This is a genomic window from Streptomyces sp. NPDC091272 (assembly GCF_044757485.1).
Taxonomy (GTDB): Bacteria; Actinomycetota; Actinomycetes; order Streptomycetales; family Streptomycetaceae; genus Streptomyces.
Map to the genome: position 1 here is coordinate 779,796 of NZ_JBIVVC010000001.1, position 25,812 is coordinate 805,607.

General features: G+C 70.8%; 21 protein-coding genes. 12 read left to right on the forward strand and 9 right to left on the reverse strand.

The genetic code is table 11. From position 1 onward, the window contains the following. Window positions 1-49: 49 nt before the first annotated feature. On the reverse strand, window positions 50-1,048 hold the full coding sequence (locus ACIQM4_RS03210) for a LysR substrate-binding domain-containing protein (RefSeq protein ID WP_401585209.1): 999 nt from the start codon (window positions 1,046-1,048) through the stop codon (window positions 50-52). A 96-nt stretch (window positions 1,049-1,144) separates the two neighbouring features. On the opposite strand from ACIQM4_RS03210, the gene ACIQM4_RS03215 reads away from it, so the two are divergent. Further along, a complete protein-coding gene (locus ACIQM4_RS03215) occupies window positions 1,145-1,915 on the forward strand; it encodes a class I SAM-dependent methyltransferase (protein WP_401586086.1) in 771 nt (256 codons plus the stop codon). A 171-nt stretch (window positions 1,916-2,086) separates the two neighbouring features. Here ACIQM4_RS03215 and ACIQM4_RS03220 read toward each other — a convergent pair whose 3' ends face one another. The 4 genes from ACIQM4_RS03220 to ACIQM4_RS03235 form a co-directional block, all read right to left on the reverse strand. Next, complete coding sequence (locus ACIQM4_RS03220; protein ID WP_401585212.1) at window positions 2,087-2,974, reverse strand: serine protease; 888 nt, start codon at window positions 2,972-2,974, stop codon at window positions 2,087-2,089. Window positions 2,975-3,153: 179 nt separating this feature from the next. After that, window positions 3,154-4,062, reverse strand: coding sequence for a serine protease (locus ACIQM4_RS03225; protein WP_401585215.1), 909 nt, complete (start codon window positions 4,060-4,062; stop codon window positions 3,154-3,156). Window positions 4,063-4,179: 117 nt separating this feature from the next. After that, the gene (locus ACIQM4_RS03230) at window positions 4,180-4,656 is read right to left on the reverse strand and encodes an RICIN domain-containing protein (protein WP_401585217.1); all 477 of its coding nucleotides are present in this window, start codon (window positions 4,654-4,656) and stop codon (window positions 4,180-4,182) included. A gap of 268 nt (window positions 4,657-4,924) precedes the next feature. Then, window positions 4,925-5,755, reverse strand: coding sequence for an aldo/keto reductase (locus ACIQM4_RS03235; RefSeq protein ID WP_401585220.1), 831 nt, complete (start codon window positions 5,753-5,755; stop codon window positions 4,925-4,927). Window positions 5,756-5,886: 131 nt separating this feature from the next. On the opposite strand from ACIQM4_RS03235, the gene ACIQM4_RS03240 reads away from it, so the two are divergent. After that, window positions 5,887-6,651: a class I SAM-dependent methyltransferase gene (locus tag ACIQM4_RS03240; protein ID WP_401585222.1), complete on the forward strand. Its 765-nt coding sequence runs from the start codon at window positions 5,887-5,889 to the stop codon at window positions 6,649-6,651. Window positions 6,652-6,699: 48 nt separating this feature from the next. Here the strand turns inward: ACIQM4_RS03240 and ACIQM4_RS03245 are convergent, their stop codons facing one another. Next, window positions 6,700-8,499 carry an AMP-dependent synthetase/ligase gene (locus ACIQM4_RS03245; RefSeq protein WP_401585225.1) on the reverse strand — a complete coding sequence of 600 codons (1,800 nt, stop codon included), beginning with the start codon at window positions 8,497-8,499 and terminating at the stop codon, window positions 6,700-6,702. 335 nt (window positions 8,500-8,834) lie between these two features. Then, the gene (locus ACIQM4_RS03250; protein ID WP_401585227.1) at window positions 8,835-9,701 is read right to left on the reverse strand and encodes a LysR substrate-binding domain-containing protein; all 867 of its coding nucleotides are present in this window, start codon (window positions 9,699-9,701) and stop codon (window positions 8,835-8,837) included. Window positions 9,702-9,812: 111 nt separating this feature from the next. Between ACIQM4_RS03250 and ACIQM4_RS03255 the strand changes: the two genes are divergently transcribed. Together ACIQM4_RS03255 and ACIQM4_RS03260 are read left to right on the forward strand one after the other, a co-directional pair. Beyond that, complete coding sequence (locus ACIQM4_RS03255) at window positions 9,813-10,856, forward strand: bile acid:sodium symporter family protein (protein ID WP_401585229.1); 1,044 nt, start codon at window positions 9,813-9,815, stop codon at window positions 10,854-10,856. Further along, entirely contained in the window at window positions 10,853-11,254 is a 402-nt protein-coding gene (locus tag ACIQM4_RS03260) for a (2Fe-2S) ferredoxin domain-containing protein (protein WP_401585232.1), read from the forward strand. The genes ACIQM4_RS03255 and ACIQM4_RS03260 overlap by 4 nt, the downstream gene beginning before the upstream one ends. 78 nt (window positions 11,255-11,332) lie before the next feature. Here the strand turns inward: ACIQM4_RS03260 and fdhD are convergent, their stop codons facing one another. After that, window positions 11,333-12,163 carry a formate dehydrogenase accessory sulfurtransferase FdhD gene (fdhD, locus tag ACIQM4_RS03265; protein ID WP_401586089.1) on the reverse strand — a complete coding sequence of 277 codons (831 nt, stop codon included), beginning with the start codon at window positions 12,161-12,163 and terminating at the stop codon, window positions 11,333-11,335. A gap of 182 nt (window positions 12,164-12,345) precedes the next feature. Here fdhD and ACIQM4_RS03270 point away from each other — a divergent pair, with 182 nt between their 5' ends. After that, window positions 12,346-13,314 carry a beta-ketoacyl-ACP synthase III gene (locus tag ACIQM4_RS03270; RefSeq protein WP_401585235.1) on the forward strand — a complete coding sequence of 323 codons (969 nt, stop codon included), beginning with the start codon at window positions 12,346-12,348 and terminating at the stop codon, window positions 13,312-13,314. Here the strand turns inward: ACIQM4_RS03270 and ACIQM4_RS03275 are convergent. Beyond that, on the reverse strand, window positions 13,311-13,805 hold the full coding sequence (locus tag ACIQM4_RS03275) for a hypothetical protein (RefSeq protein ID WP_401585238.1): 495 nt from the start codon (window positions 13,803-13,805) through the stop codon (window positions 13,311-13,313). The two genes, ACIQM4_RS03270 and ACIQM4_RS03275, sit on opposite strands and share 4 nt — an antisense overlap. A 235-nt stretch (window positions 13,806-14,040) precedes the next feature. Here ACIQM4_RS03275 and ACIQM4_RS03280 point away from each other — a divergent pair, with 235 nt between their 5' ends. From ACIQM4_RS03280 to ACIQM4_RS03310, 7 genes are all read left to right on the forward strand, one after another. Then, on the forward strand, window positions 14,041-15,222 hold the full coding sequence (locus tag ACIQM4_RS03280; RefSeq protein WP_401585240.1) for an ROK family protein: 1,182 nt from the start codon (window positions 14,041-14,043) through the stop codon (window positions 15,220-15,222). Between the two features lie 332 nt (window positions 15,223-15,554). After that, a complete protein-coding gene (locus ACIQM4_RS03285) occupies window positions 15,555-17,066 on the forward strand; it encodes a sugar ABC transporter ATP-binding protein (protein ID WP_401585242.1) in 1,512 nt (503 codons plus the stop codon). After that, window positions 17,063-18,097 carry an ABC transporter permease gene (locus ACIQM4_RS03290; RefSeq protein WP_401585245.1) on the forward strand — a complete coding sequence of 345 codons (1,035 nt, stop codon included), beginning with the start codon at window positions 17,063-17,065 and terminating at the stop codon, window positions 18,095-18,097. The genes ACIQM4_RS03285 and ACIQM4_RS03290 overlap by 4 nt, the downstream gene beginning before the upstream one ends. A gap of 175 nt (window positions 18,098-18,272) precedes the next feature. Beyond that, window positions 18,273-19,334 (forward strand): substrate-binding domain-containing protein, encoded by a 1,062-nt coding sequence (locus ACIQM4_RS03295; protein ID WP_401585248.1) that lies wholly within the window; start codon window positions 18,273-18,275, stop codon window positions 19,332-19,334. A 62-nt stretch (window positions 19,335-19,396) separates the two neighbouring features. Then, window positions 19,397-20,560 (forward strand): Gfo/Idh/MocA family protein, encoded by a 1,164-nt coding sequence (locus ACIQM4_RS03300; RefSeq protein WP_401585250.1) that lies wholly within the window; start codon window positions 19,397-19,399, stop codon window positions 20,558-20,560. A 15-nt stretch (window positions 20,561-20,575) separates the two neighbouring features. Beyond that, window positions 20,576-21,583 carry a sugar phosphate isomerase/epimerase family protein gene (locus ACIQM4_RS03305; RefSeq protein WP_401585253.1) on the forward strand — a complete coding sequence of 336 codons (1,008 nt, stop codon included), beginning with the start codon at window positions 20,576-20,578 and terminating at the stop codon, window positions 21,581-21,583. 309 nt (window positions 21,584-21,892) lie between these two features. Beyond that, window positions 21,893-25,642 carry a ThuA domain-containing protein gene (locus ACIQM4_RS03310; RefSeq protein ID WP_401585255.1) on the forward strand — a complete coding sequence of 1,250 codons (3,750 nt, stop codon included), beginning with the start codon at window positions 21,893-21,895 and terminating at the stop codon, window positions 25,640-25,642. Window positions 25,643-25,812 lie beyond the last annotated feature (170 nt).

Sequence of the window (25,812 nt, forward strand, 5' to 3'; positions counted from 1 at the left end):
GCCGCCCCGGCCCCGGCGGATCAGGTCGTGCCGCCCCGGCCCCGGCGGATCAGGTCGTGCCGCCCCGGCCCCCGCCTCCGCCCTCGCCGTGTGCGCCGAAGCCGGGGCGAGGGCTCTTCGTGAGCCATCGGGTGTAACTCGCGCTGCGGGAGACGGCTTCCGCGTACGCGGTGTCCGTGTACCCGGCGACCGCCCTCGCCGCGTCGGCCGCGGGCGCACCCGGGTGCCAGCCCAGCAGGTGCCGCCAGGACAGCGGCGCCCCGGCCAGCGGCCTGGTCACGATTCCGGCGGCGGGCGGGAACGTGGCCCGGCACAGGCCCACCGCCCGGCCCACCTGGACCAGGTGCACGCAGGACGCGGTGTCCGTCTCGTACACCTGCATCGGGGCGAAACCGGCCCGCGCGCACGCCGCCGTGAAGCAGTCCGCGAAACAGCCCTCACCCGGGACGTCCGTCCAGCACTCGCCGGAGAGCCGGGAGAGCTCCAACTCCTCCTCACCGACCAGTGGATGACCTTCGGGGAGCATCACGAACACCGGGTCGACGCCCACCACCTCCCAGCTCAGCCGGTCCGTCGCGGGCGGCCGGCTCTCGCCGCAGGTACCGATCAGACCGAAGTCGAGCCGCCCCTCGACCAGCATGGTGCTGATCTCGCCGACCGACCAGGTCGTGTACGTCGTGACAGGCACCGTCGGCCGCGCGTGGGCGAGCTGGTCGACCAGGCCGCCGAGCAGCGGGCCGTGCGTGGCCCCGAGCCGGAACCGGTCCAGGTTCGCCCAGGTGTTGGCGAAGCGGACCGCGTCCTCCTGGAGTTCCTGCACCGCGGGCAGCAGCACCCGGGCCCGGTCGAGGACCAGCTCCCCGAGCGGCGTCGGCCGCGAACCGGTGTGGTCGCGGTCGAACAGCGGCCCGCCCAGGGCTCGTTCGATCCGCCGCAGCTGAGTGCTGAGGGCCGGCTGCGCGAGGCCGAGAGCGGCTGCGGCCTTGGTGAGGCTGCCGGCGTCGGCGATCGCCCTTACGGTCCGCAGGTGGCGCAACTCCAGCTCCATACCGGCAAGTTATGGGGAGCGGTTACCCCCGGCAAGAGCGGTGCGCCAGTTGTGCCGGACGGACTGCGGACGCCGCGACGTAGAGTCGTGTCCATGCTGCTCGATTACGACGCCGAGGCCGCGCTCTACGACGGGACGAGGGGCGGCGAGCCCCGCGCGAAGGCCGCCGCAGCTGCGGTGCTCGGCCTGCTGCCCGCAGGTGCCCGAGCGCTGCTGGACGTGGGCTGCGGCACCGGCATCGTCACGGCTCGGCTGGCCGCCGCGGGAGCCGGGCTGCGGGTCAGGGGCGCAGACGCGGCGCACGGGATGCTGCGCAAGGCCGCCGATCGGCTCGGCCGGGACTCCGTCGTCCTCGCGGACGCGGCCCGGCTCCCCTTCGGGGCCGCCTCGTTCGACGCGGTGAGCGCGGTGTGGCTGCTGCACCTGGTGGACCCGGCGACCGCGCGCCGTGTCGTCGGAGAGGCGGCGCGGGTGCTGCGGCCCGGCGGGGTGCTCGTCACGACGGTGGACAAGGACGCGGCGCACGACGTGGGCAGCGACATCGACCGGGTGCTGGCTCCGTGGCGGGACGACCGAGGGGCCACCGACCGGGCGGACCTCGTAGCGGCGTACGCGGCGGCGGGCGGCCTGGAGCCGTACGGGGAGGCGTACTTCACCGGCCACGGCCAGGGTCGCACCCCGCGGGGCGCGGCGGAGACCCTTGTCGGCGGGAAGTTCGCATCGTGGTTCCTGGCGGGCCGGGCGGCGGGGGAGCAGGTGGCGCGGGAACTCCGTGCGCTGCCGGAGCCTGACCTGCGGCGGGCAGATCCGGTCTACCGGGTCCTCGCGCTGCGCAAGGAAGGCGGCACTGGACGCCAGGGCGCGTAGACCGGCCACCGCCGCCCCCTGGGGACGCGGCGACGCCGACCCGCGAAGCCCAAGAACGGGCTGCCGCGGGCCGGCGTCGGTCAGGTGTGCACGGGCCGGCGTCGGCCCAGGTGTGCAGGGGCCGGCGTCGGCCCAGGTGTGCACGGTGTTCCGGTCAGGCGTGCACGGGTGTCAGGGCTTCGGGAGCGCGCAGCCGGGACGGGTCAGGTCGATCTTGCTGCCTGCCACGATGCACGGCACCATGTTGTACGTCTGCTGGCCGTAGTTAATGCCCTGACGTACCGTCACCTTGCCTGCCTGGTCGACCTCGCACGGGTTGTTGTCCGTGCAGCGTCCGCCGTCCTCGTTGCCGGTGTTGTTGACCGCGACGACCTTGCCGGTACCGGTGTCGAGCACCGGGGAGCCCGAGGTGCCGCCGATGGTCTGGCAGGCGGACGTGTAGCGCACCGAGTCCTTCCAGGTCCAGGCGCCCTCCTTGAGGCGGTAGGCGAACCCGTCGACGTTGCAGCTGTAGGTCTGCTTCCAGTACCCGGACACCACGGTGATCGCCGAGCCCTGCGCGGGCCGAGCCGCGCTGAGTTCCAGTGCCTTGATCCCGTACTGGCTCTGTATCTGGGCGTACGTGCTGGTCAGTTGGTACAGCGAGACGTCCGTGTCGGTCATCGTGCCGTAGGCGATCTTGCTGGCCCTGAGCGTGCCGACCTTCTGGGCCGCGCCGTTGAGCAGCGAGAAGGTCCGGGTCGAGGCCCGGTTGACGATGACCTGGCCCGCGGCGGGGAAGCCGGTCTCCAGGCAGTGTCCGTTGGACATCACCAGGGCCGGGTCGTTCGGCTGCGAGGCGGCCGTGCGCACGACCGAACCGGAACAGTTGCTCAGTGCCACCGTTCCCGCGAAGTCAACCGCCTTGGCCTTGACGCCCGTTGACGTGTTCGTCACGGGCGCCGTGGCCGTCCTCGTTGCTGTCGGCGCCGCGTCCTGGCTCGTGGCCGCGAACGCGGGTACCGCGCCTGCCCCGACGAGCAGGGTGGCGAGGAAAGCGCCGACGAGAGGCTTCTTCATGTGGGGGTCCCCTCAGTGCCTTATGTGACCGGGGCTGGTCGACCCCGGTTTGTCATGGGCATTGTTCGGCGATTCCTCGCGCCGGACAAGAGGGCACCTGTGAGGTTGCTGTGAGTGTCGCGGCGCGCGGGGCGGGCGCCGCACTCTGTGCTCCGCGCGCCGCGACTCGTGAGGAGAGGTCAGGGCTTGGCGGCCGGCTGCGGCAGTCGGCAGCCCCGGCGGTCCAGGTCCACCTCGCTGTCACGCGAGACGCACCGTGCGATGCCGTACGTCTGCTGGGCGTAGTTGATGCCCTGACGTACGGTCACCTTGCCGTGCCGGTCCACCTCGCACGGGTTGTTGAGGGTGCAGCGTTCGCCGTCCTCGTTGCCGGTGTTGTTGACCGCGACGACCTTGCCGGTGCGGTTGTCGATCACCGGGGAGCCGGAGGTGCCGCCGATGGTCTGGCAGGCGGCGGTGTACCGCAGCGAGTCCTTCCAGGTCCAGTCGCCCTCCTTCAGCCGGTGCACGAAACCGTCGACCGCGCAGCCGTACGTCTTCTTCCAGTACCCGGAGACGACCGTGATGGCCCGCCCCTGCCTCGGGTGCTCGGTGTTCAGCTCCAGGGCCTTGATCCCGTAGGCCTTCTTGATCTGGGCGTACGTGCTGGTCAGCCGGTAGAGGGAGATGTCCGTGTCGGTCATCGTCGCGTACGCCAGCCTGCTCGCGGTCAGGGTGGCGACCTGCTCCGCCTTCGCGTTCAGCAGGGCGAAGGTCCTGCTCGACGGCAGGTCCACGACGACCTCACCCGCGCCCGGCATGTCCTGCTCGGTGATGCAGTGGCCGTTGGAGAGGACCAGGGCCGGGTCGTCCGGCCGTGACTGCGGCATTCGCACCACGGACCCCGAACAGTTGCTGAGGGCGACCGAACCGGCGAAGTCGACCGCCTTCGTCCGGTGTTCGGCCGCCGTGAGGCTCTGCGCGGCCGCCGACCGGGCGGACTGCGGGGTGGTCGCGGCGGTGTCCTGACCGGTGGCCGCGATCGCGGGCGCCGCGCCGGCTCCCAGGAGCGTCAGTGCGAGCAGTGCACCGAGGTAAGGCTTGTGCATGCGGGATCCCCTCCAGTGACGAATGTCAGGGGCATTCTTGGAGGGGTGGGTGCGGGGGGCAAGGGTTTTTGTCGAAACATGGCACCGACGCGGGCGGTAACCGCGCCCAAAAAGCGGTCAGTTGGCCGGAGCTGGCTCCAACTGCCACCACTGGAAAGGTGAGTCGGTGTCCTCCCACTGCTGGACCCGGGCACCCTCGGTTGTGCTGCGGTCCGCCACTTCGAGGAGCAGCCCACTGATCCAGCTCACCAGGCTGATCCGCCCCGGCGCGTCCGGGTGCCGCTCGACGATCCACTCCTGGGCGCCGAAGTTGTTGGGCGACCACTGCTGGACGCGTACGCCGTTCTCCAGCTTGGCGCCCGCCACGTCCAGCCGCTTGCCACTGGCGAGATTGACCACGTGGTGCAGGCCGCTGCCTTCGTGCACCGGGGTCAGGGTCCACCGCTGGGCGGCGGCCCCGGTCTCCTTGCCCTGCTGGACGGGGGCCCCGCTGCCCTTCGCCCCGTCGCGCACCTCCAGCAGCAGCCCGCTGCCGACGTTGCGCAGCAGGAAGGTGCCCGCGGGAGTGGGGTTCGCCTCACCGGTGTGCGTCACGGAAGTGCCTCTCCGGCAGGTGGGTCGAGGGCCGCGCGGAGCAGCCGGGGATGCAGCAAGCCAGGGATACGAGTGTACGGCGATCTTGCGCCCGGTCCGTGGACCGGCGGGGGACGGGCGTCGGGCCGCCGCGCAGCTCGCGCGGCGGCCCGTTGGGTGTCCGGAAGTCCCCGGGATGCTGCTTACGCGCCGCCCCGCGCGTGTCCGGAAGTCCCCGGGACGCTGCTACGCGCCGCCCCGCGCGTGTCCGGAAGTCCCCGGATCGCCGCTACGCGCCGACGACCGCCGGGTCGGAGCCCAGTCGCTTGCCCTCGTCCAGGGCCGCGAAGGCCGCCATGTCGTCGGCGTCCAGCTCGAAGTCGAAGACGTCGATGTTCTCCGCGATCCGCGACGGGGTCACGGACTTCGGAATCACCACGTTGCCGAGCTGGAGGTGCCAGCGCAGTACTGCCTGGGCAGGGGTCTTGCCGTGCTTGCGGGCCACGGCCACGACCGTGGGAACCTCCAGCAGGCCCTTGCCCTGGCCGAGCGGCGACCAGGCCTCGGTGGCGATCGAACGCCCCGCGTGGAACGTGCGCAACTCGCCCTGCTGAAGCTGGGGGTGCAGCTCGATCTGGTTGACCGCCGGAACGACCGAGGTTTCGGCGAGCAGCGTCTCCAGGTGCTCCGGAAGGAAGTTGGAGACGCCGATCGCCCTGGCGCGGCCGTCCGCGAGAATCTTCTCGAAGGCCCTGAAGGTGTCCACGAAGGCACCCTGGCCCGGGGCCGGCCAGTGGATCAGGTAGAGGTCGACGTAATCCAGACCCAGCTTGCCGAGCGATGTGTCGAAGGCGCGCAGGGCGGAGTCGTACCCCTGCATGTCGTTCCACAGCTTGGTGGTGACGAACAGCTCGTCACGGGCGATCCCGGAGGAGGCGAGCGCGCGGCCGGTGCCCTCCTCGTTGTGGTAGACCGCCGCGGTGTCGATGCTCCGGTAGCCGGCCTCCAGGGCCGTGCTCACCGCTGCCGTGGCCTCTTCGTCCGGCACCTGCCAGACGCCGAATCCGAGCTGTGGCATTTCGACGCCGTTGTTGAGGGTCAGGGAGGGGACCTTGCTCACGGGAAAACGATCCTTACGTCGTCGGGACTTCCCCGGTTGCAACGATCGCAGTGGGGTCCGCATTCCCGGCCCGGGCACCGGTCGGCAAAAACGCGGTGGCCTTTTCCGGTGTTTACGTAGATCATCCGCATATGACTGCAGACCGTACTTTTGACGAGCTGATCGCCGAGGCCGAGGCGGTGTCCGTCGACGGCTGGGACTTCTCCTGGCTCGACGGCCGGGCCACCGAGCAGCGGCCCTCCTGGGGGTACCAGCGGCTGATGGGCGAGCGGCTGGCCACCGCTTCGGCCGCGCTCGACATCCAGACCGGTGGTGGCGAAGTGCTCGCCGGCGCGCCGAAGTTTCCCCCGGTGACGGTCGCCACCGAGTCCTGGCCGCCGAACGTCAGCCGGGCGACGCGGCTGCTGCACCCGCTGGGCGCCGTGGTCGTCGCCGACGCGGACGAGCCGCCGCTGCCGTTCGCCGACGGAGCCTTCGGCCTGGTCACCAGCAGGCACCCGGTGAAGGCGTGGTGGGCGGAGATCGCCCGGGTGCTCGCGCCCGGCGGCACGTACCTCTCCCAGCACGTCGGCCCGGCCAGTGTCTTCGAGCTCGTCGAGTACTTCCTCGGCCCGCAGCCGGAGGCGAGGCTGGGCCGCCGACCGGAAACGGCGCGTCAGGAGGCGGAGGCCGCCGGGCTGGAGGTCGTCGACCTCCGGTCGGAGTCCCTGCGGACCGAATTCTTCGACGTCGGGGCAGTCGTCTACTTCCTGCGGAAGGTGATCTGGATGGTGCCGGGCTTCACGGTGGAGAAGTACCGGGACCGGCTGCGGGAGCTGGACGAACAGATCCGGCGGGACGGCCCGTTCGTCGCGTACACCGCCCGCTTCCTGATCGAGGCGCGAAAGCCCCGCTGAGCGTTCCGGGGAGTGGCAGGTAAGGAGCGACGTCCTGGACATCGCTCCTTACCGGTAGAGGGCGTTCACCTCCGCCTCGTACGCCTTCTCGATCGCCTTCCGCTTCAGCTTGAGCGACGGTGTGAGAAGGCCCTGTTCCTCGGTGAACTGGTGGGCCAGGATCCGGAACGTCCGGATGGACTCGGCCTGCGAGACCAGTGTGTTCGCCGCCACCACCGACCGTCTGACCTCCATCTCCAGGTCCGGGTCGCGCACCACGTCCTTCGGTGCCATGGGCTGCTTGTCGTGCATCGCCAGCCAGTGGTCGATCGCCTCCAGATCGAGGGTGACCAGCGCCGCCACGTACGGTCTGTCGTTGCCGACGACTATGCACTGGGCGACCAGCGGATGCGCGCGCACCCGCTCCTCCAGGCCCGTCGGCGACACGCTCTTGCCGCCCGACGTCACCAGGATCTCCTTCTTCCGGCCGGTGATCGTCAGGTAACCGTCCTCGTCGAGCGCCCCGATGTCGCCGGTGGACAGCCATCCGTCGTGCAGGACGGCCCTGCTCGCCACCGGGTCGTTGAGGTAGCCCGCGAAGACGTGCCCGCCGTGCAGCCATATCTCCCCGTCGTCGGCGATGTGCACGGTCGTGCCGGGCAGCGGGAGACCCACCGTGCCGAACCGGGTGCGTTCCGGCGGGTTGGCGGTCGCAGCGGCCGTCGACTCCGTCAGTCCGTAGCCCTCGAAGATGGTGACGCCCGCGCCCGCGAAGAACAGCCCGAGCCGCCGTTCCATCGCCGAGCCCCCGGACATGGCGTGCCGCACCCGCCCGCCCATCGCCTCGCGCACCTTGCCGTAGACCAGCTTGTCGTACAGCTGGTGCTGCATCCGCAGTGCGGCGGAAGGGCCGGGTCCGGTCCCGAAGGCCTTGTGCTCGACGGCTTCCGCATAACGCACGGCCAGCTCCACCGCCTTGTCGAAGACGCCCGCCTTTCCCGCGGCCTCCGCCTTGCGCCGCGCCGCGTGGTAGACCTTCTCGAAGATGTACGGCACGGCCAGGATGAAGGTCGGCCGGAAGGCCGCCAGGTCGGGCAGCAGTTCCCTGGCGGACATGGCGGGCTGGTGGCCCAGCTTCACCCTGCCGCGCACCGCCGCCACCTCCACCATGCGGCCGAAGACATGCGCGAGGGGCAGGAAGAGCAGGGTGGACGCCTCGTCGCCGGGGGAGGAGCGGAAGACCGGCTCCCAGCGGGCTATCACGGTGTCCGTCTCGGTCATGAAGTTCGCGTGCGTCAGGACACAGCCCTTGGGGCGCCCGGTGGTGCCCGAGGTGTAGATGACCGTGGCGACCGAGTCGGGCGTGACCGCGCGGCGGTGGCGGTGCACCACGTCGTCGTCCACCTGCGCACCGGCCGCGACGAGCTCGCCGACCGCGTCCGTGTCCAGCTGCCACAGCCGCTGGAGCTGCGGCAGCCGGTCGATCACCGAGGCAACCGTCATCGCGTGGTCCTCGTGCTCGACGACGCACGCCACCACCTCCGCGTCGTGCAGGGTCCAGAAGACCTGCTCGGTGGAGGCGGTCGGGTAGACCGGCACGGGCTGTGCGCCGACCGCCCAGAGCGCGAAGTCGAACAGCGTCCACTCGTACCGGGTACGGGACATGATCGCGACGCGGTCGCCGAACCGTACGCCGTGGGCGAGCAAGCCCTTCGCGAGCGCCAGCACCTCGTCACGGAAGCCCGCCGCGCTCACGTCCTGCCAGCGGCCGTCCGCGGTCCTGCGGCCCATCGCGACCCGGTGCGGATCCTCGTCGGCATGACTGAACACGACGTCCGCCAGACCGCCGACCTGAGGAGACGCAGCCATGGGTGGGACAGTGAACTCGCGCAATGACCTGCTCCTTGTGACGCTCCGCACGGCGCCGGTGACGGTACCCCAATGCGCCACCGCGCGGGAGAGGCTCGGACGGCGACCTTACTTCCGGGTAAGTCCGGCCGAGCCCAATCTCCACGGAATCTGTACGCAGCACCCACCGGGCAGCTACGGGCCCGCGCCGGGACCCCGGCCCCGCACCGGCCAGGGGGCTCTCGCCGGGCCCGCCGCACCCCCTACGCACGGGGGACCCCCGCCCGCCGAATCCCCTACGCACCGGGCCCCCGCCCGCCGACCCCCTCCCGGCGCACGGCCGACCCCCGCCCGCCTCACACCTCCCTGTGCAACCGGTCCGCCCCCGCCAGTACCGCCGCGGCCAGTGCGTCCGCCGCCTCCTGGGCCCCGGGTCTGCGCCGCCCGTGCCGCAGCACGAAGTCGACCGGGCCGAGGTCCGGCAGACCGCTGCGCGCCGGCACCCGCACCAGCCCCGGCGGGACCAGCCCCCGGGTGTGCGCCAGCACCCCGAGCCCAGCCCGCGCCGCCGCGACCAGCCCGCTCAGGCTGCCGCTCGTGCACGCGATCCGCCACGGCCTCCCGTGCGCCTCCAGCACCTCCAGTGCGCGCGCCCGCGTGATCGCGGGCGGCGGGAACAGAATCAGCGGAACGGGACGGTCCGGGTCCAGCCGTAGCTCCGGTGCGCCGATCCACGTCAGGGCGTCCCGCCAGACCAGCTCCCCGTGCGTGTCGTCCGGCCGCCGCTTCGCCAGCACCAGGTCGTGCCGGCCGCTCTCCAGCTGCCGGTGCAGGATCCCCGAGAGTTCGACGGTCAGTTCCAGATCGACCTCCGGGTGGTCGCGCCGGAACGCTTCGAGGATCTCGGGCAGCCGCGTCAGCACGAAGTCCTCGGACGCCCCGAACCGCAGCCGCCCGCGCAGCTTCGTGCCGGTGAACCAGGCCGCCGCCCGCTCGTGCGCGGCCAGGATCGTCCTGGCGAAACCGAGCATCGCCTCGCCGTCCTCGGTGAGCGAGACCCGATGGGTGTCCCGTACGAAAAGCCGCCTCCCGGCCTCGTCCTCCAGCCGCCGCACATGCTGGCTGACCGTGGACTGACGCAGCCCGAGACGCCGGGCGGCCTGGGTGAAGCTCAGGGTCTGGGCCACCGCGAGGAAGGTGCGCAGATGCGTGGGTTCGTACATACGGAACGACGCTAGCGTGCAGGTCACCGCGTGGGCCATCGCGCAGCGCGATAACAGTCAGCACGGTGTACGTGTTTCCCGATCGGGGTGCGGGCGGGGAGCATGGCCACCATGAACCGCCTCAAGCTGCCGTCCTGGCTGCCCGTCGACGGATACATCCTGGCGCTGGTCGCCACTGTCGTCCTCGCCACCCTGCTGCCGGCCTCGGGCCCGGCCGCGACGGTGCTGGGCCGCGTCACAACGGGAGCGGTCGCGTTCCTGTTCTTCCTGTACGGGACGCGGCTCTCGACGGCGGAGACGGTGGAGGGCCTGAGGCACTGGCGGCTGCACCTCACGGTGCTGGCAGCCACCTTCGTGGCCTTTCCGCTGCTGGGCCTGGCGGGCCGGGCCCTGGTACCGCAGATCCTCACACCCGAGCTCTACAACGGCTTCCTCTTCCTGTGCCTGGTGCCCTCGACGATCCAGTCCTCGATCACCTTCACCTCGATCGCCCGGGGCAACGTCGCCGCCGCGATCTGTGCCGGGTCCTTCTCCAGCATCATCGGCATCGTCCTCACCCCGCTCCTCGCAGCCCTGCTGATCAGCGGGGGCTCGGCCGGGTTCTCCATGGACTCGCTGCTCAAGATCGTGCTCCAGCTCCTGGTGCCGTTCCTGGCGGGGCAGTTGCTGCGCCGCTGGATCGGCGGCCCGGTCGCCCGGCACAAGAAGGGGCTGAGCTACTTCGACCGCGGCTCGATACTGCTCGTCGTGTACGCGGCCTTCAGCGCCGGCATGGTGCAGGGCATCTGGCAGCAGGTCTCCGCGGCCCGGCTGGTGGCGCTGCTCGGGGTGGAGGCGGTACTGCTCGCGGTGATGCTGGGGCTGACCTGGTACGGGTCGAAGCGGCTGGGGTTCGCGAGGGCGGACCGGGTGGCGATCCAGTTCGCCGGCTCGAAGAAGAGCCTCGCGGCGGGACTGCCGATGGCGACCGTACTGTTCGGGGCACACGCGAGTCTGGCGGTGCTTCCTCTGATGCTCTTCCACCAGATGCAGCTGATGGTGTGTGCGGTGATCGCCCGCAGGCGTGCCGGGGACGTGACCGCGGACGACGCTCCGGACGGTGTGCGGGACCCGTCAACGCGCTCCGCACCCGTGGCTGGCAAGATCGCCGGGTGACGTCCGCGATACGTAGCTTCGGTTCCCGTCCCTGCGCCCTGACCGTGTGCCGGGGCTGTTGCTGCGGCGACCCCGGCAAGCACCCCGGCACCGACCACGCGGGCCAGCTCGCCCGGCTGCGCGAGGCCGCTGCCAGGTCGGGCGGCCGTCTGATGGTCCGTACGAGCGACTGCCTCGGTCCCTGCGGACAGGCCAACGTCGTGGTGGTCCAGCCGTCCACCGAGGGGCGCCGCAGGGGCGGCCGGGCGGCCTGGGTCGGCTGGGCGCTCGACGACGACGCCACGGACGAGATCCTGACCTGGGTCGCTGCGGGCGGCCCCGGTGTCGCGGAGCCGCCCGCGACGCTGGAACTCCAGTTCTTCCCGGCACCTGTGGAGAGCCGCAACTCGACGAGGTAGGGGGACGCGGATCCAGGGGCCGGCCGCGGCGGACCTGCCGCACCGCCGCCACGAAGAACACGGTCCGAACGAGCACCCCTAGGGCAGGAGGATCCTTTCCTCGCCCGCGTACACGTTCATGTGCGGTCCGCGCAGGAAGCCGACCAGCGTCAGGCCCGTCTCCGCGGCCAGGTCCACGGCCAGTGACGACGGCGCGGAGACCGCCGCCAGGAACGGGATCCCCGCCATCACCGCCTTCTGGGCCAGCTCGAACGACGCCCGCCCGGAAACCAGCAGGATCGTCCGCGACAGCGGCAGCCTGCCGTCCGTCAGCGCCCGTCCCACCAGTTTGTCCACCGCGTTGTGCCGCCCCACGTCCTCCCGTACGTCGAGCAGCTCCCCGGTGTCGGAGAACAGCGCGGCGGCGTGCAGCCCGCCCGTCTTGTCGAACACCTGCTGGGCCTCGCGCAGCCGGTCCGGCAGCGTGGACAGCAGTCCGGGCGACACCCGCACCGGGGGGACGTCGGCGATCGGGAAGCGCGCCTGCGTACGGACGGCGTCCAGACTGGCCTTGCCGCACAGGCCGCACGAGGAGGTCGTGTAGACATTGCGTTCCAGGGTGATGTCGGGGACCGGAGTCCCGGGAACCAACCTGACGTCCACCACGTTGTAGGAATTGGCACCGTCCTCCTGGGCCCCCGCGCAGTAGACGATGTTCGCGACCTCCCGACCGTCACCGAGCACACCCTCGCTGACCAGGAAGCCCGCGGCCAGCGCGAAGTCGTCGCCCGGTGTGCGCATCGTGATGGCCAGCGGTTTCCCGTTGAGCCTGATCTCCAGCGGCTCCTCCGCCACCAGCGTGTCCGCACGCGTGGAGACGGCGCCGTCCCTGATGCGGATGACACGACGGCGTGCGGTGACCCTGCCCATGGTGAACCAGTCCTGCCCGAGAGTGAGGAGAGCGACGAAAGTGAAGGTCATTGTCCGTGGGGTGGGCGGGAAGCTCCAAAGTCCGGGTGGCGAATGCTGTTGATTCACGCATCCTCGTACCGGTGGGTCACAAAGAAGACTGGGTCGCTCCGACTGTCCGCAATGAGGGGTGGAGGCGCCGCATGACCGGTTCACGGATCGTTGCGCTCGGGCATTACCAGCCGGCCAAGGTGCTGAACAACGAAGACCTGGCGAAGCTGGTCGACACCAGCGACGAATGGATCACCAGCCGGGTCGGTATCAGAACCCGGCACGTCGCGGGGCCCGACGAGCCGGTCGACGAGCTCGCCGCGCACGCCGGGGCCAAGGCGCTCGCCTCCGCCGGGCTCACCCCCGCCGACATCGACCTGGTGCTGGTGGCCACCTCCACGGCCATCGACCGCTCGCCGAACATGGCGGCCCGGGTGGCTGCCCGCCTCGCCATGGCCTCGCCCGCCGTCATGGACCTCAACGTCGTCTGCTCGGGGTTCACCCACGCGCTGGCCACCGCGGACCACGCGGTACGGGCAGGTTCCGCGACCAGGGCGCTGGTCATCGGCGCCGACAAGATGACCGAGGTCACCGACTGGTCCGACCGTTCCACCTGTGTGCTGGTCGGGGACGGTGCGGGCGCCGCGGTCGTGGAGGCCACCGAGGCGGCGGACGGGGGCTTCGCCGGGGAGCAGGCGGGGGCGATCGGCCCCGTGCTGTGGGGCTCCCTGCCCGAGATGGGCCACGCGGTACTGATCGAGGGCACGCCCCCGCGCTTCGCGCAGGTGGGCCAGTCCGTGTACCGCTGGGCCACCACCCAGCTCCCGCCGATCGCCCGCAAGGTCTGCGAGCGCGCCGGGGTCACCCCCGAGGAACTCGCGGGAGTCGTCCTGCACCAGGCCAACCTCCGGCTGATCGAGCCGCTCGCCCAGCGCATCGGCGCGGTCAACGCGGTGATCGCCCGCGATGTCGTCGACTCGGGCAACACCTCGGCGGCGAGCATTCCGATGGCCTTCTCCAAGCTGGTGGAGCGCGGCGAGATCCGCTCCGGCGCCCCGGTGCTGCTGTTCGGGTTCGGCGGCAACCTGTCGTACGCGGGGCAGGTCGTGCGCTGCCCCTAGGCCCCCCGGCCCCGGCGGGGAATGTCGTCGGGCAGGTGCGCGTACGAGACGTCGTCCCACGGCTCTGCCCTGGTCGGGGCGTGCTTGACCGACCGGTCGTCGGCGGGGCGGGGGAGCGGCCGGCAGAGCGGCAGGACGATCAGCCAGGCGAGGGCGGGAACCCCGCCGAACACCAGCAGAGCCGTGCCGTCACCGCCCTTGTCGCCTGCCGCCGCGAGGGCGATCCCGAAACCGATCTGCACCAGGGCGGCCACCATCGAAGCCGCCGCGAGGATGCGCCGGGTCCGCATCCGCCGTCCGAGGGCGCGGTACTTCTCGGCAGCGCCACGGACCCCGTGTCTGCGTTCCTGCCACCACCACGCGAACCAGATGAGCAGGCCGAAGATACCGGCGTAGAAGCAGACCTGCAGCAGGATGTCCTGCCACAGGACGCCGGTGTGTTTGATCAACTTCCCGGCGGCCACCGTGATGTGATGCTCCGTCAAGTTCATGGTCGTCGGGTTCCCGTCCGGTGGCGGGCCATTCCTGGACAAGCCTCACGCTGTGTCATTCCCGGACAAGCCCCACTCCTTTGTCCTCGCGGTGGAGAAAGTTGCCCCCGATTCTGGCGCAACTTCTTCCCACCCCCGGCAGCCGCTGCTACGTTCCCCTCCAAAGCCCGCCCCGGCCACTCGGCCAGGCGGCGCACGAGGCAGGCCGATAAGGCAGGAGGGGCACGTGAGGCGCATGACGGCTCGACCCGCGAACGCGCACCAGGCGCGACTGCTCCGCCTGCTGCGCGACGGCGGCCCCAACTCCCGTGCTCAGCTGGGTGACCAGGTCGACCTGTCGCGGTCCAAGCTCGCGGTCGAGGTCGACCGGCTGCTGGAGACCGGGCTCGTCGTCGCCGACGGGCTCGCCGCCTCGCGCGGCGGCCGGCGCTCGCACAACATCCGGCTCGCGCCCGGCCTGCGCTTCCTCGGCGTCGACATCGGCGCCACCTCGATCGATGTCGCCGTCACCAACGCCGAGTTGGAGGTTCTGGGACACCTCAACCACCCCATGGACGTACGCGAAGGGCCGGTCGCCGTTTTCGAACAGGCCCTCGCCATGGCCGCCAAGCTGAAGGCCTCCGGCATCGCGGAGGGCTTCGACGGCGCGGGCATCGGGGTGCCGGGCCCGGTCCGGTTCCCCGAGGGCGTCCCCGTCGCCCCGCCGATCATGCCCGGCTGGGACGGCTTCCCGGTCCGCGAGGCGCTCAGCCAGGAACTGGGCTGCCCCGTCATGGTGGACAACGACGTGAACCTGATGGCGATGGGGGAGCAGCACGCGGGCGTCGCCCGCTCCGTCGGAGACTTCCTCTGCGTCAAGATCGGCACCGGTATCGGCTGCGGGATCGTGGTGGCGGGGGAGGTCTACCGCGGAACGACGGGCAGCGCGGGCGACATCGGGCACATTCAGGTCGAGCCGGACGGTCGCCCCTGCGCCTGTGGCAACAAGGGTTGCCTGGAAGCCCACTTCAGCGGAGCGGCACTGGCCCGCGACGCCGAGTCCGCCGCCCACGCGGGCCACTCCGAGGAACTCGCCGGTCGCCTCGACGCGGCCGGACGGCTGACCGCGGCCGACGTGGCCGCGGCGGCCGCCGCCGGCGACGCCACCTCGCTGGCGCTCATCCGCGAGGGCGGGAACCGGGTCGGCCAGGTCATCGCCGGGCTGGTCAGCTTCTTCAACCCCGGCCTGGTGGTGATCGGCGGCGGGGTGACCGGCCTCGGCCACAACCTGCTCGCCAGCGTCCGCACCCAGGTCTACCGCCAGTCACTGCCCCTGGCGACCGGCAACCTTCCCATTGTCCTGGGCGAGCTGGGCCCGGCGGCAGGCGTCATCGGCGCCGCCCGCCTGATCAGCGACCACGTCTTCTCCCCGGCCTGACCCACGGCCCCGCGTCACGCGTATCCGGCACCACTCGTAAAGCCCACGCCTCCGTACCCCGCACCAAGCCTCCCTTACCACGCCTCTTGCGCACCACCCGTGCCCCACGGCCCGCGTCCCGCGCGCCCCGTACCTGGCACAGCCCTGTCCGCTCACGGCCGCATCCGCCGAGGGGAATCGTCATGGCACCAGAGCACGCACCTCCACCGGCGCCCCCGCCGGACGGCCCCCCGGTACCCGGCGGGACCGCACCCGCGGGCGCACCGGCGACCACGACCGGCAGCACCCAGTCAGCGCCCCTCGCCGCACCGGCGTCCGGCCCCCTCCTCACGATGTCCGCCATCACCAAGTCCTTCCCCGGTGTCCGCGCCCTCGACGGCGTCGACCTGGAGGTCCTGCCGGGTGAGGTGCACTGCCTCCTCGGACAGAACGGCGCGGGCAAGTCCACCCTCATCAAGGTGCTCGCCGGCGCCCACCAGCCCGACGGCGGACAGATCACCTGGGCCGGCGAGAGCGTCGCCCTGAAATCGCCGATAGCCGCCATGCGGCTGGGCATCGCCACCATCTACCAGGAACTCGACCTGGTGGAGGGCCTGTCGGTGGCCGAGAACGTCTTCCTCGGCCACGAACCGACCACCGCCGGGTTTGTCGTACGGGGCCGGGCGGCACGCTCCGCGGCGACCGCGCTCCTGGCGCGGCTGGGTCACCCCGAGATCGACGCGGGCCGGCTCGTCGGTTCGCTGTCCGCAGCCCAGCAGCAGATCGTGTCGATGGCGCGCGCCCTCTCCCACGACGTGCGCCTGATCGTCATGGACGAGCCGTCGGCGGCCCTGGACCCCGACGAGGTGGACAACCTCTTCCGGATCGTGGCCTCACTCACCGCCGACGGGGTCGCCGTCGTCTACATCTCGCACCGGCTGGAGGAGATCCGCCGCATCGGTGACCGCGTCACCGTCCTCAAGGACGGCCGCGCGGTGGCCGTCGGGCTCCCCGCCCACTCCACCCCCACCCGCGACATCGTCGCGCTGATGACCGGGCGGAACGTCGAGTACGTCTTCCCCGAACGCCGTCCCCAGCCCGTCGACACACTCCCGGACGCGGCGCTGCCACAACCCGTACTGCGCGTACAAGGGCTGTGCAGGGAGGGCGAGTTCGAGGCACTCGACCTGGACGTCCGGCCCGGGGAGATCGTCGGTCTCGCCGGGCTCGTCGGCTCCGGCCGGTCCGAGATCCTGGAGACGATCTACGGAGCGCGCAAGCCGACCGCAGGTCAAGTCACCGTGGACGGGGTGCGGTTGCGTACCGGGAGCGTACGAGCCGCTGTCCGTGCGGGCATCGGGCTGGCGCCCGAGGAGCGCAAGGCGCAGGGGCTGCTGATGCTCGAATCGGTGACCAACAACGTCTCGGTCTCGACTCTCTCCCGGTTCTCCCGAGGCGGCTGGGTGGACCGGGCCGCCGAACGTGCGGCTGCCCAACGCGCCACCCGTGAACTCTCCTTGCGCCCCGACAACCCCGACGCCCGGATCCGCACCCTGTCCGGGGGCAACCAGCAGAAGGCCGTGCTCGCGCGCTGGCTGCTGCGTGGCTGCCGGGTCCTGCTCCTGGACGAACCCACCCGCGGTGTCGACGTCGGCGCACGCGCCGAGCTGTACGCGGTGATCCGCCGTCTCGCGGACGAAGGCCTCGCCGTACTCCTCGTCTCCAGTGAGGTACCCGAGGTGCTCGGACTCGCGGACCGGGTGCTGGTCCTGCGCGAAGGGCGCCTCGTGCACACCGCCCCCGCGCACGAACTCGACGAACACCGTGTACTCGACCTCGTGATGGAAGGGAGTCCCGCCTCATGACGCAGTCCGACGTCACCGACGCGTCCGGCGTCAAGCCGCACCAGGACATCAAGTCACCCCCGCAGCAGGGCGGACGGCGGGCCTTCGGGCTGCGCCTGGACGTCCGTAACCTCTCCCTGCTGGGAGTGCTCGCCGCACTGATCGTGGTCGGCGGCATCACCAAGCCCGATCAGTTCCTGGACACCGGGAACCTGCAACTCGTGCTGACCCAGGCCTCGGTGATCGGTGTCGTCACCGTCGGCGTGACCTTCGTCATCACCAGCGGCGGCATCGACCTCTCCGTCGGCGCGATCGTCGCCCTCGCCTCCGTCTGGGCGACGACGCTCGCCACCCAGGAGTTCGGCTTCGTCGGCATCCTGTTCACGGCGGTGATCGTCGGTACGGCCTGCGGCCTGGTCAACGGACTGCTCATCGCCTACGGCCAGTTGGTGCCCTTCATCGCCACCCTCGCCATGCTCGCCTCGGCGCGCGGCCTGGCCCTCCAGCTCACCGACGGCAGGACCCAGATCGTCACCGTGGAGTCGGTGCTCGACCTCGGCGTGCCCGACTCCTACGTCCTCGGCATCCCGCCGTTGGTTCTGGTGTTCGCGCTAGTCACCGTGATCGGCTGGCTGGTGCTCAACCGCACCACCTTCGGCCGCCGCACCGTCGCGGTCGGCGGGAACGCGGAGGCCGCCCGGCTCGCCGGCATCGACGTCCGCCGCCAGCGGCTCTACCTGTACCTGCTGTCCGGCCTGTGCTGCGGTATCGCCGCCTTCATGCTGATCGTCCTGTCTGGTTCGGGCCAGAACACCAACGGCAACCTGTACGAGCTCGACGCCATCGCCGCCGCGATCATCGGCGGCACTCTGCTCACCGGCGGGCGCGGCACCATCGTCGGCTCGGTGCTCGGTGTCCTCGTCTTCACGACGATCACCAACATCTTCGCCCTCAACAACCTCCAGAGCGACGTCCAGCAGATCGCCAAGGGCGCGATCATCGTCGCCGCCGTCCTGGTCCAGCGCCGCACCGTACGAGGCGAAGGCACTTGACCGGCGGCGTGCGCGGCGAAGGCACTTGACCGGCGACGTCCGCGGCGAAGGCACCTGATCCGCCCCCCTTCACACCCGCCCCACCGCAGTGAGCGCCACCCGTAACACGCCTCACTCACATCCCGCGCCACCCGCAGCAACCTGCCGTCCCACCGAGCCGAAGGGCCCCACCGTCATGCCACAAAACTCAGGAACCAGCAGGGGAACCAGCCGCAGAGGCATCCTCTTCGGCGGCGCCGCGGTCTCCGCGACCGCCTTCCTCACCGCGTGCACCAGCAACGAGCCCGCGGGCAAGGACTCTCAGGCCACCAACAACCAGCCGGCCGCCGACGACAAGCCCGGCAAGAAGGTCACCATCGGGTTCGCCGGGCCGCAGGCCGACCACGGCTGGCTCAACGCGATCAACGTGAACGCCCGCGAGCGTGCCAAGAAGTACTCGGACGTCACCCTCGACATCACCGAGGGCTCCAACGACACCGCCACCCAGATCGGCCAGATCCAGACCCTCATCAACAAGAAGGTCGACGTCCTGGTCATCCTGCCCACCGACGGCAAGGCGCTCACCCAGGTCGGCCTCGCCGCCATGAAGGCAGGCATCCCCGTCGTCAACCTGGACCGGGTCTTCGCCTCCCAGCAGGCACTCCGGTGCTACGTCGGCGGCGACAACTACGGCATGGGCCTCAACGCCGGCCACTACATCGGCGAACAGCTCAAGGACAAGCCGAACGCCAAGGTGATCGAACTCGCCGGGGTCGACAGTCTGGAACTGACCAAACTGCGCACCCAGGGCTTCGACGACGCCCTCAAGAACTACCCGAACATCAAGAAGGTGGCGCGCCAGTCCGCCGATTTCACGGTGGAGTCGGGCCAGGCCAAGATGGCCCAACTCCTCCAGGCGCAGTCTCAGTTCGACGCCCTCTGGAACCACGACGACGACCAGGGGGTGGGCGCGCTGCGCGCCATCGCGCAGGCGGGCCGCAAGGACTTCCTGATGGTCGGTGGCGCCGGGGCCAAGGCCGCCATGGACGCGATCAAGGCCGACAAGGGCGTCCTCAAGGCGACGGTGCTCTACCCGCCGACCATGTCCGCCTCCGCCATCGACCTGGCGCGGGCGCTGGGCCAGGGCAAGGGCGTCGGCGGCATGGCCGAGCTGGAGATCCCCGCCTCGGTGACCCTCTACTCGGCGGTCGTGACCAAGGAGAACGTCGACCAGTACCTGCCGCAGGGCTTCAGCTGAGCACCGCGCACCACGCCTTCGGGCGAAGGACCACGGACGACGACGGACAAGGAGAGACCCGGATGGAAGAAACCGAACCCCCCACGCTCGGCGTCGGCATGGTCGGCTACGCCTTCATGGGCGCCGCCCACTCCCAGGGGTGGCGCACCGTGGGCCGGGTCTTCGACCTGCCCGCACGCCCGGCCCTGGCAGCGGTCTGCGGCCGTGACCGCGCAGCCGTCCAGGCGATGGCCGACCGGCACGGCTGGGCGGCGGCCGAGACCGACTGGCGCGCCTTGATCGCCAGGGACGACGTGCACATCGTCGACATCTGCACCCCCGGCGACAGCCATGCGGAGATCGCGATCGCGGCGTTGGAGGCGGGCAAGCACGTCCTGTGCGAGAAGCCGCTCGCCAACACGGTCGAAGAGGCGGAGGCCATGCTCTCCGCCGCCCGACTGGCGCGCTCACGCGGACAGATGTCGATGGTCGGTTTCAACTACCGTCGCGTCCCCGCCCTCTCGTACGCCCGAACCCTCGTCGCCGAGGGCAGGATCGGCGCGCTGCGCCATGTGCGGGTCGCCTATCTGCAGGACTGGCTGGTCGACCCGCTGTCCCCGCTGACCTGGCGGCTCCAGCGGGACCGGGCGGGCTCGGGGGCCCTGGGTGACCTGGGCGCGCACATCGTCGACCTCGTGCAGTACCTGACGGGGGAGCAGGTGGCAGGGGTGTCCGCGCAGACCGAGACGTTCGTACGCTCCCGGCCCCTGCTGGATGCGGACGGGCCGGAATCCCGGGGCGAGGTGACCGTCGACGACGCCGCGCTCTTCACCGGGCGGCTCGCCTCCGGCGCCCTCGCCTCCTTCGAGGCCACCCGGATGGCGGCCGGCCGCAAGAACTCGCTCCGGGTCGAACTCAACGGTGAGCACGGCTCGTTGGCCTTCGACCTGGAGCGCCTCAACGAGCTCTCCTTCCACGACCACACCGAGCCGGCCCAGTCGGCCGGGTTCCGGCGCATCCTCGTCACCGAGCCCGAGCATCCCTACCTCAAGGCGTGGTGGCCGCCGGGCCACCCGCTCGGCTACGAGCACACCTTCGTCCACCAGGCCCGTGACCTGCTCGAAGCCATCGCCACCGGGAACGACCCGCAACCGTCGTTCGCGGACGGCCTCCAGGTGCAGCGGGTGCTGGCAGCGGTGGAGGAGAGCGCGCAGAAGAACGCCGTCTACACGCCCGTCCCGCGCTGATCAGGAGGCCCTGCCATGCCACGCCCCTTCACCCTCTTCACCGGCCAGTGGGCGGACCTCCCACTGGAGCAGGTCTGCGCGTACGCACGTGACTTCGGCTACGACGGCCTCGAACTCGCCTGCTGGGGCGATCACTTCGAGGTGGACAAGGCCCTGACCGACCCCTCCTACCTGGACTCACGGCACGCCCTGCTGGACAAGTACGGACTGAAGTGCTGGGCCGTCTCCAACCACCTGGTCGGACAGGCCGTCTGCGACAGCATCATCGACGAACGCCACCAGGCGATCCTGCCGCCGCGCATCTGGGGCGACGGTGAACCGGAGGGTGTGCGGCGCCGGGCGGCGGCCGAGATGGCCGACACGGCGCGGGCCGCCGCCGCCTTCGGGGTCCGTACGGTCGTCGGCTTCACCGGATCGTCGATCTGGCACCTGGTGGCGATGTTCCCGCCGGTCCCCGAGCACATGGTGGAGCGGGGTTACGAGGACTTCGCCGAGCGCTGGAACCCCGTCCTGGACGTCTTCGACGCGGAGGGCGTCCGCTTCGCCCACGAGGTGCACCCCAGCGAGATCGCGTACGACTACTGGTCGACGCACCGCGCCCTCGAAGCGGTCGGTCACCGGCCGGCCTTCGGTCTGAACTTCGACCCCTCGCACTTCGTCTGGCAGGACCTCGACCCGGTCGGGTTCCTGTACGACTTCCGCGACCGGATCTACCACGTGGACTGCAAGGAGGCCCGCACCCGCCTGGACGGCCGCAACGGCCGCCTCGGCTCGCACCTGCCGTGGGGCGACCCGCGCAGGGGCTGGGACTTCGTGTCGGCCGGCCACGGCGATGTGCCGTGGGAGGACGTCTTCCGGATGCTCCGTTCGATCGACTACGAGGGACCGGTCTCGGTGGAGTGGGAGGACGCGGGCATGGACCGCCTGGCCGGGGCGCCCGAAGCCCTGACCCATCTGAAGCGGTTCGACTTCGACCCGCCGAGCGCGTCGTTCGACGCGGCGTTCGGAGGGGGCGCGGACTAGGGGCAGGGGAGGGGCCCGTCCTGCGCAGGCGCGTGGGCCCCTCCCGCTTTGTCCACCCCCAGGCCAAAGCGGCAACTCTTTGCTGCGCAAGCCCTTTCCGCCCCGTACAAACGGAGCTACCGTCCACCACATGTACATGCCATAGGTCGCACGACCGCACCGCGGCCCCACGCCCACCACCCCGGCGCACGGGCGCACATCACCCGCACCCGCACCCGCACCCGCACCTGACCCGCACCGCGTCCCACCGCACCCGCCCACGCACCGCGCTCCACCGCACCCGCCCGTCCATCCACTCCGGAGGACCCCGTGCACAGAAAGCGCTTCAGAACCCGGCCCCACCCCGGGTCCACCCACCGGGCCCGCCGCTCCCTGGCCCTCCTCACCGGCAGCCTTCTCGCCGCCACCTCGTTCGCCTTCACGGCCCCCCAGCTCGCCGCGGCACAGCCCGCGCCCGCCGAGCCCAAGGCCGCGGCGGCCGAGGACTTCCAGCAGGTCACCCTGGCCAAGGGCGGCGAGGAGACCGGCGAGCCGATGTCCCTCGCCGTCCTCCCGGACCGCACGGTCCTGCACACCTCCCGCAGCGGCGAACTCCGGGCCACGGACGCCGCGGGCAACACCCGGGTGGTCGGCAAGATCCCCGTGTACTCACACGACGAAGAAGGCCTCCAGGGCATCGCGCTGGACCCGGGCTTCGCCCAGAACCGCGCGGTGTACCTCTACTACGCCCCGCCCCTGGACACCCCCGCGGGCGACGCCCCCGAGAACGGCACCGCCGCCGACTTCGCCAAGTTCGACGGGGTGAACCGGCTCTCCCGCTTCGTCCTCAAGGCCGACGGCACCCTGGACAACGCCAGCGAGAAGAAGGTCATCGACATCCCCGCGACCCGCGGGATGTGCTGCCACGTCGGCGGTGACATCGACTTCGACGCCCAGGGAAACCTCTACCTCTCCACCGGCGACGACTCCAATCCCTTCGCCTCCGACGGCTTCACGCCGATCGACGAACGCCCGGACCGCAACCCCGCGTTCGACGCCCGCCGCTCCGCGGGCAACACCAACGACCTGCGCGGCAAGATCATCCGTATCAAGGTGGCCGACGACGGCTCCTACACCGTCCCCGGGGGCAACCTCTTCGCCCCCGGCACGGACAAGACCCGGCCCGAGATCTACGCGATGGGCTTCCGCAACCCCTTCCGCTTCAGTGTCGACAAGAAGACCGGCATCCTCTACGTCGGTGACTACGGCCCGGACGCAGGCGCCGCCGACCCCAAGCGCGGACCCGCGGGCCAGGTCGAGTTCGCCCGGGTGACCAAGCCGGGCAACTTCGGCTGGCCGTTCTGCACCGGCGACAACCAGCCTTACGTCGACTACGACTTCGCGACGAAGACCTCCGGCGCCGCCTTCGACTGCGCGGCCCCGAAGAACGAATCGCCGCACAACACCGGCCTCGTGGACCTCCCGCCGGCCCAGGCCGCCTGGATCCCCTACGACGGCGACTCCGTCCCCGAGTTCGGCACCGGCTCCGAGTCCCCGATGGGCGGCCCGGTCTACCGTTACGACGCGGCCCTCGACTCCCCGGTGAAGTTCCCCGAGGCCTACGACGGCGACTTCTTCGCCACCGAGTTCGGCCGCCGCTGGATCAAGCGGATCGAGCAGGGCGAGGACGGCACCGTCCAGAAGATCAACCCGTTCCCGTGGACCGGCACCCAGGTCATGGACAGCGCCTTCGGCCCCGACGGCGCGCTGTACGTCCTCGACTACGGCACCGCGTGGTTCGGCGGCGACGAGAACAGCGGCCTCTACCGCATCGAGAACGCCACCGGCGGACGCTCCCCGGTCGCCGTCGCCGCAGCGAACAAGACCTCGGGCACCGCGCCGCTGAAGGTCACGTTCTCCTCGGCCGGCACCACGGACGACGACGGCGACGCGCTCACGTACAGCTGGGACTTCGGTGACGGCACGCCCGCATCGACGGAGGCCAACCCCACCCACACGTACAAGAAGAACGGCACGTACACCGCGACCGTGACGGCGAAGGACCCGACGGGCCGCACCGGTTCGGCGAGCGCGCACGTCGTGGTCGGCAACACCGCACCCAAGGTGACGCTGGAACTGCCCGCCGAGGGAACGCTGTTCACCTTCGGGGACGAGATCCCCTTCAAGGTGAAGGTGAGCGATGCCGAGGACGGCGCCGGCGGCAAGCCGATCGACTGCGCGAAGGTCAAGGTCACCTACATCCTGGGCCATGACAGCCACGGCCACCCGATCACCTCGGCCAACGGCTGCTCCGGCACCATCAAGACCTCGTCCGACGGCGGGCACGACCCCAACGCCAACATCTTCGGAGTCTTCGACGCCGAGTACACGGACGCCGGTGGTGGCGGCCAGGCCCCGCTGACCAGCCACGACCAGGCCCAGCTCCAGCCCAGGCACCGGCAGGCCGAGCACTTCAACGGCCAGTCGGGGATCAAGGTCTACGACAAGGCTCCGGCCCGCGGCGGCAAGACCGTCGGCGACATCGACAACGACGACTGGATCTCCTTCAAGCCCTACAACCTCACCGGCACCACCAAGCTCACGGCACGCGTCTCCTCCGGCGGCGCGGGCGGCTTCCTGGAGGTACGCACCGGGTCCGCGAAGGGACCGATCCTCGGTTCCGCGCCGATCCCGGTGACCGGCGGCTGGGAGACCTTCCAGGACGTCGACGTACCGCTGCGCAACGTCCCCAAGCAGACCACCGAACTCTTCCTGGTCTTCAAGGGCGGAACCGGCGCGGGCGCACTCTACGACCTCGACGACTTCGAGCTGTCGAACACCCCGGTCGACAGGACGGCCAAGCGGGTCCTGGTCTTCTCCAAGACCGGCGGCTTCCGGCACGACTCGATCCCCGAGGGTGTCGCCGCGCTGAAGGAACTGGGGAGGACCAGCAACATCACCGTCGACTCCACCGAGGAGGCGGCCCAGTTCACCACCAGCAACCTCGCCAGGTACGACGCCGTGGTCTTCATGTCGACCACCGGTGAGGTCCTGAACACCGACCAGCAGAAGGCCTTCGAGAACTACATCCGCACCGGCGGCGGCTACGTCGGCGTCCACGCCGCTGCCGACACCGAGTACGAATGGCCCTTCTACGGCGGCCTGGTCGGCGCGTACTTCGCCTCCCACCCGCAGATCCAGAAGGCCACCACCCGGTTCGAGGACCACACCCACCCCTCGACCGCGCACTACGGCGAGTCCGTCGAGCGCACCGACGAGTGGTACAACTACCGCACCAACCCCCGTGCCAAGGCCCGCGTCCTCGCCACGCTCGACGAGACGACCTACAACGGCGGCACCATGAAGGGCGACCACCCGATCGCCTGGTGCCAGACCTACGAGGGAGGCCGATCCTTCTACACCGGAAGCGGCCACACCAAGGAGTCGTACGCCGAACCGGCTTTCCGTCAGCACCTGTTGGGCGGACTGCGCTACGCGGCCGGACAGGTCAAGGCCGACTGCAAGCCGCAGACCGGCTACCGGCCGCTCTTCAACGGCAAGACGCTCGAAGGCTTCAAGCAGGCCGGGCCCGGCAAGTTCGACGTCGTCGACGGCGAACTGCGCTCCGACGGTGGCATGGGCCTCCTCTGGTACCAGGCCAAGGAGTTCAAGTCGTACTCCCTGAAGCTGGACTGGAAGATGTCCGGTGACGACAACTCCGGTGTCTTCGTGGGCTTCCCGGCCTCCGACGACCCCTGGTCGGCCGTCAACAAGGGCTACGAGATCCAGATCGACGCCACCGACGCACCGGACCGCACCACCGGATCCGTCTACTCCTTCAAGTCGGCGAACGTGAAGGAACGCGACCGGGTGCTGCGCCCGCCGGGCCAGTGGAACAGCTATGAGATCCGCGTCCAGGGCGAACGTCTGCAGATCTTCCTCAACGGGGCAAAGGTCAACGACTTCACCAACACCGATCCGGAACGCAGCCTGAAGGACGGCTACTTCGGCCTCCAGAACCACGGGGCCGACGACCAGGTGTCGTTCCGCGACATCCAGCTGAAGGAACTGCCCTCCTGACGGACGGCGCGTGACGAAGGCGATGGGCGGGCGAGGCTCTGCCCTGGGGGGGCCCCCCCCCCCCCCCCCCCCCCCCCCCCGGCGCCCCCCCCCCCCCCCCCCCGGGCGGGGCCCGGCGCGCTTTCGCTTCCGCGGGGCGCGGGAATGCTGATGACGAAGATCGGGGGTAG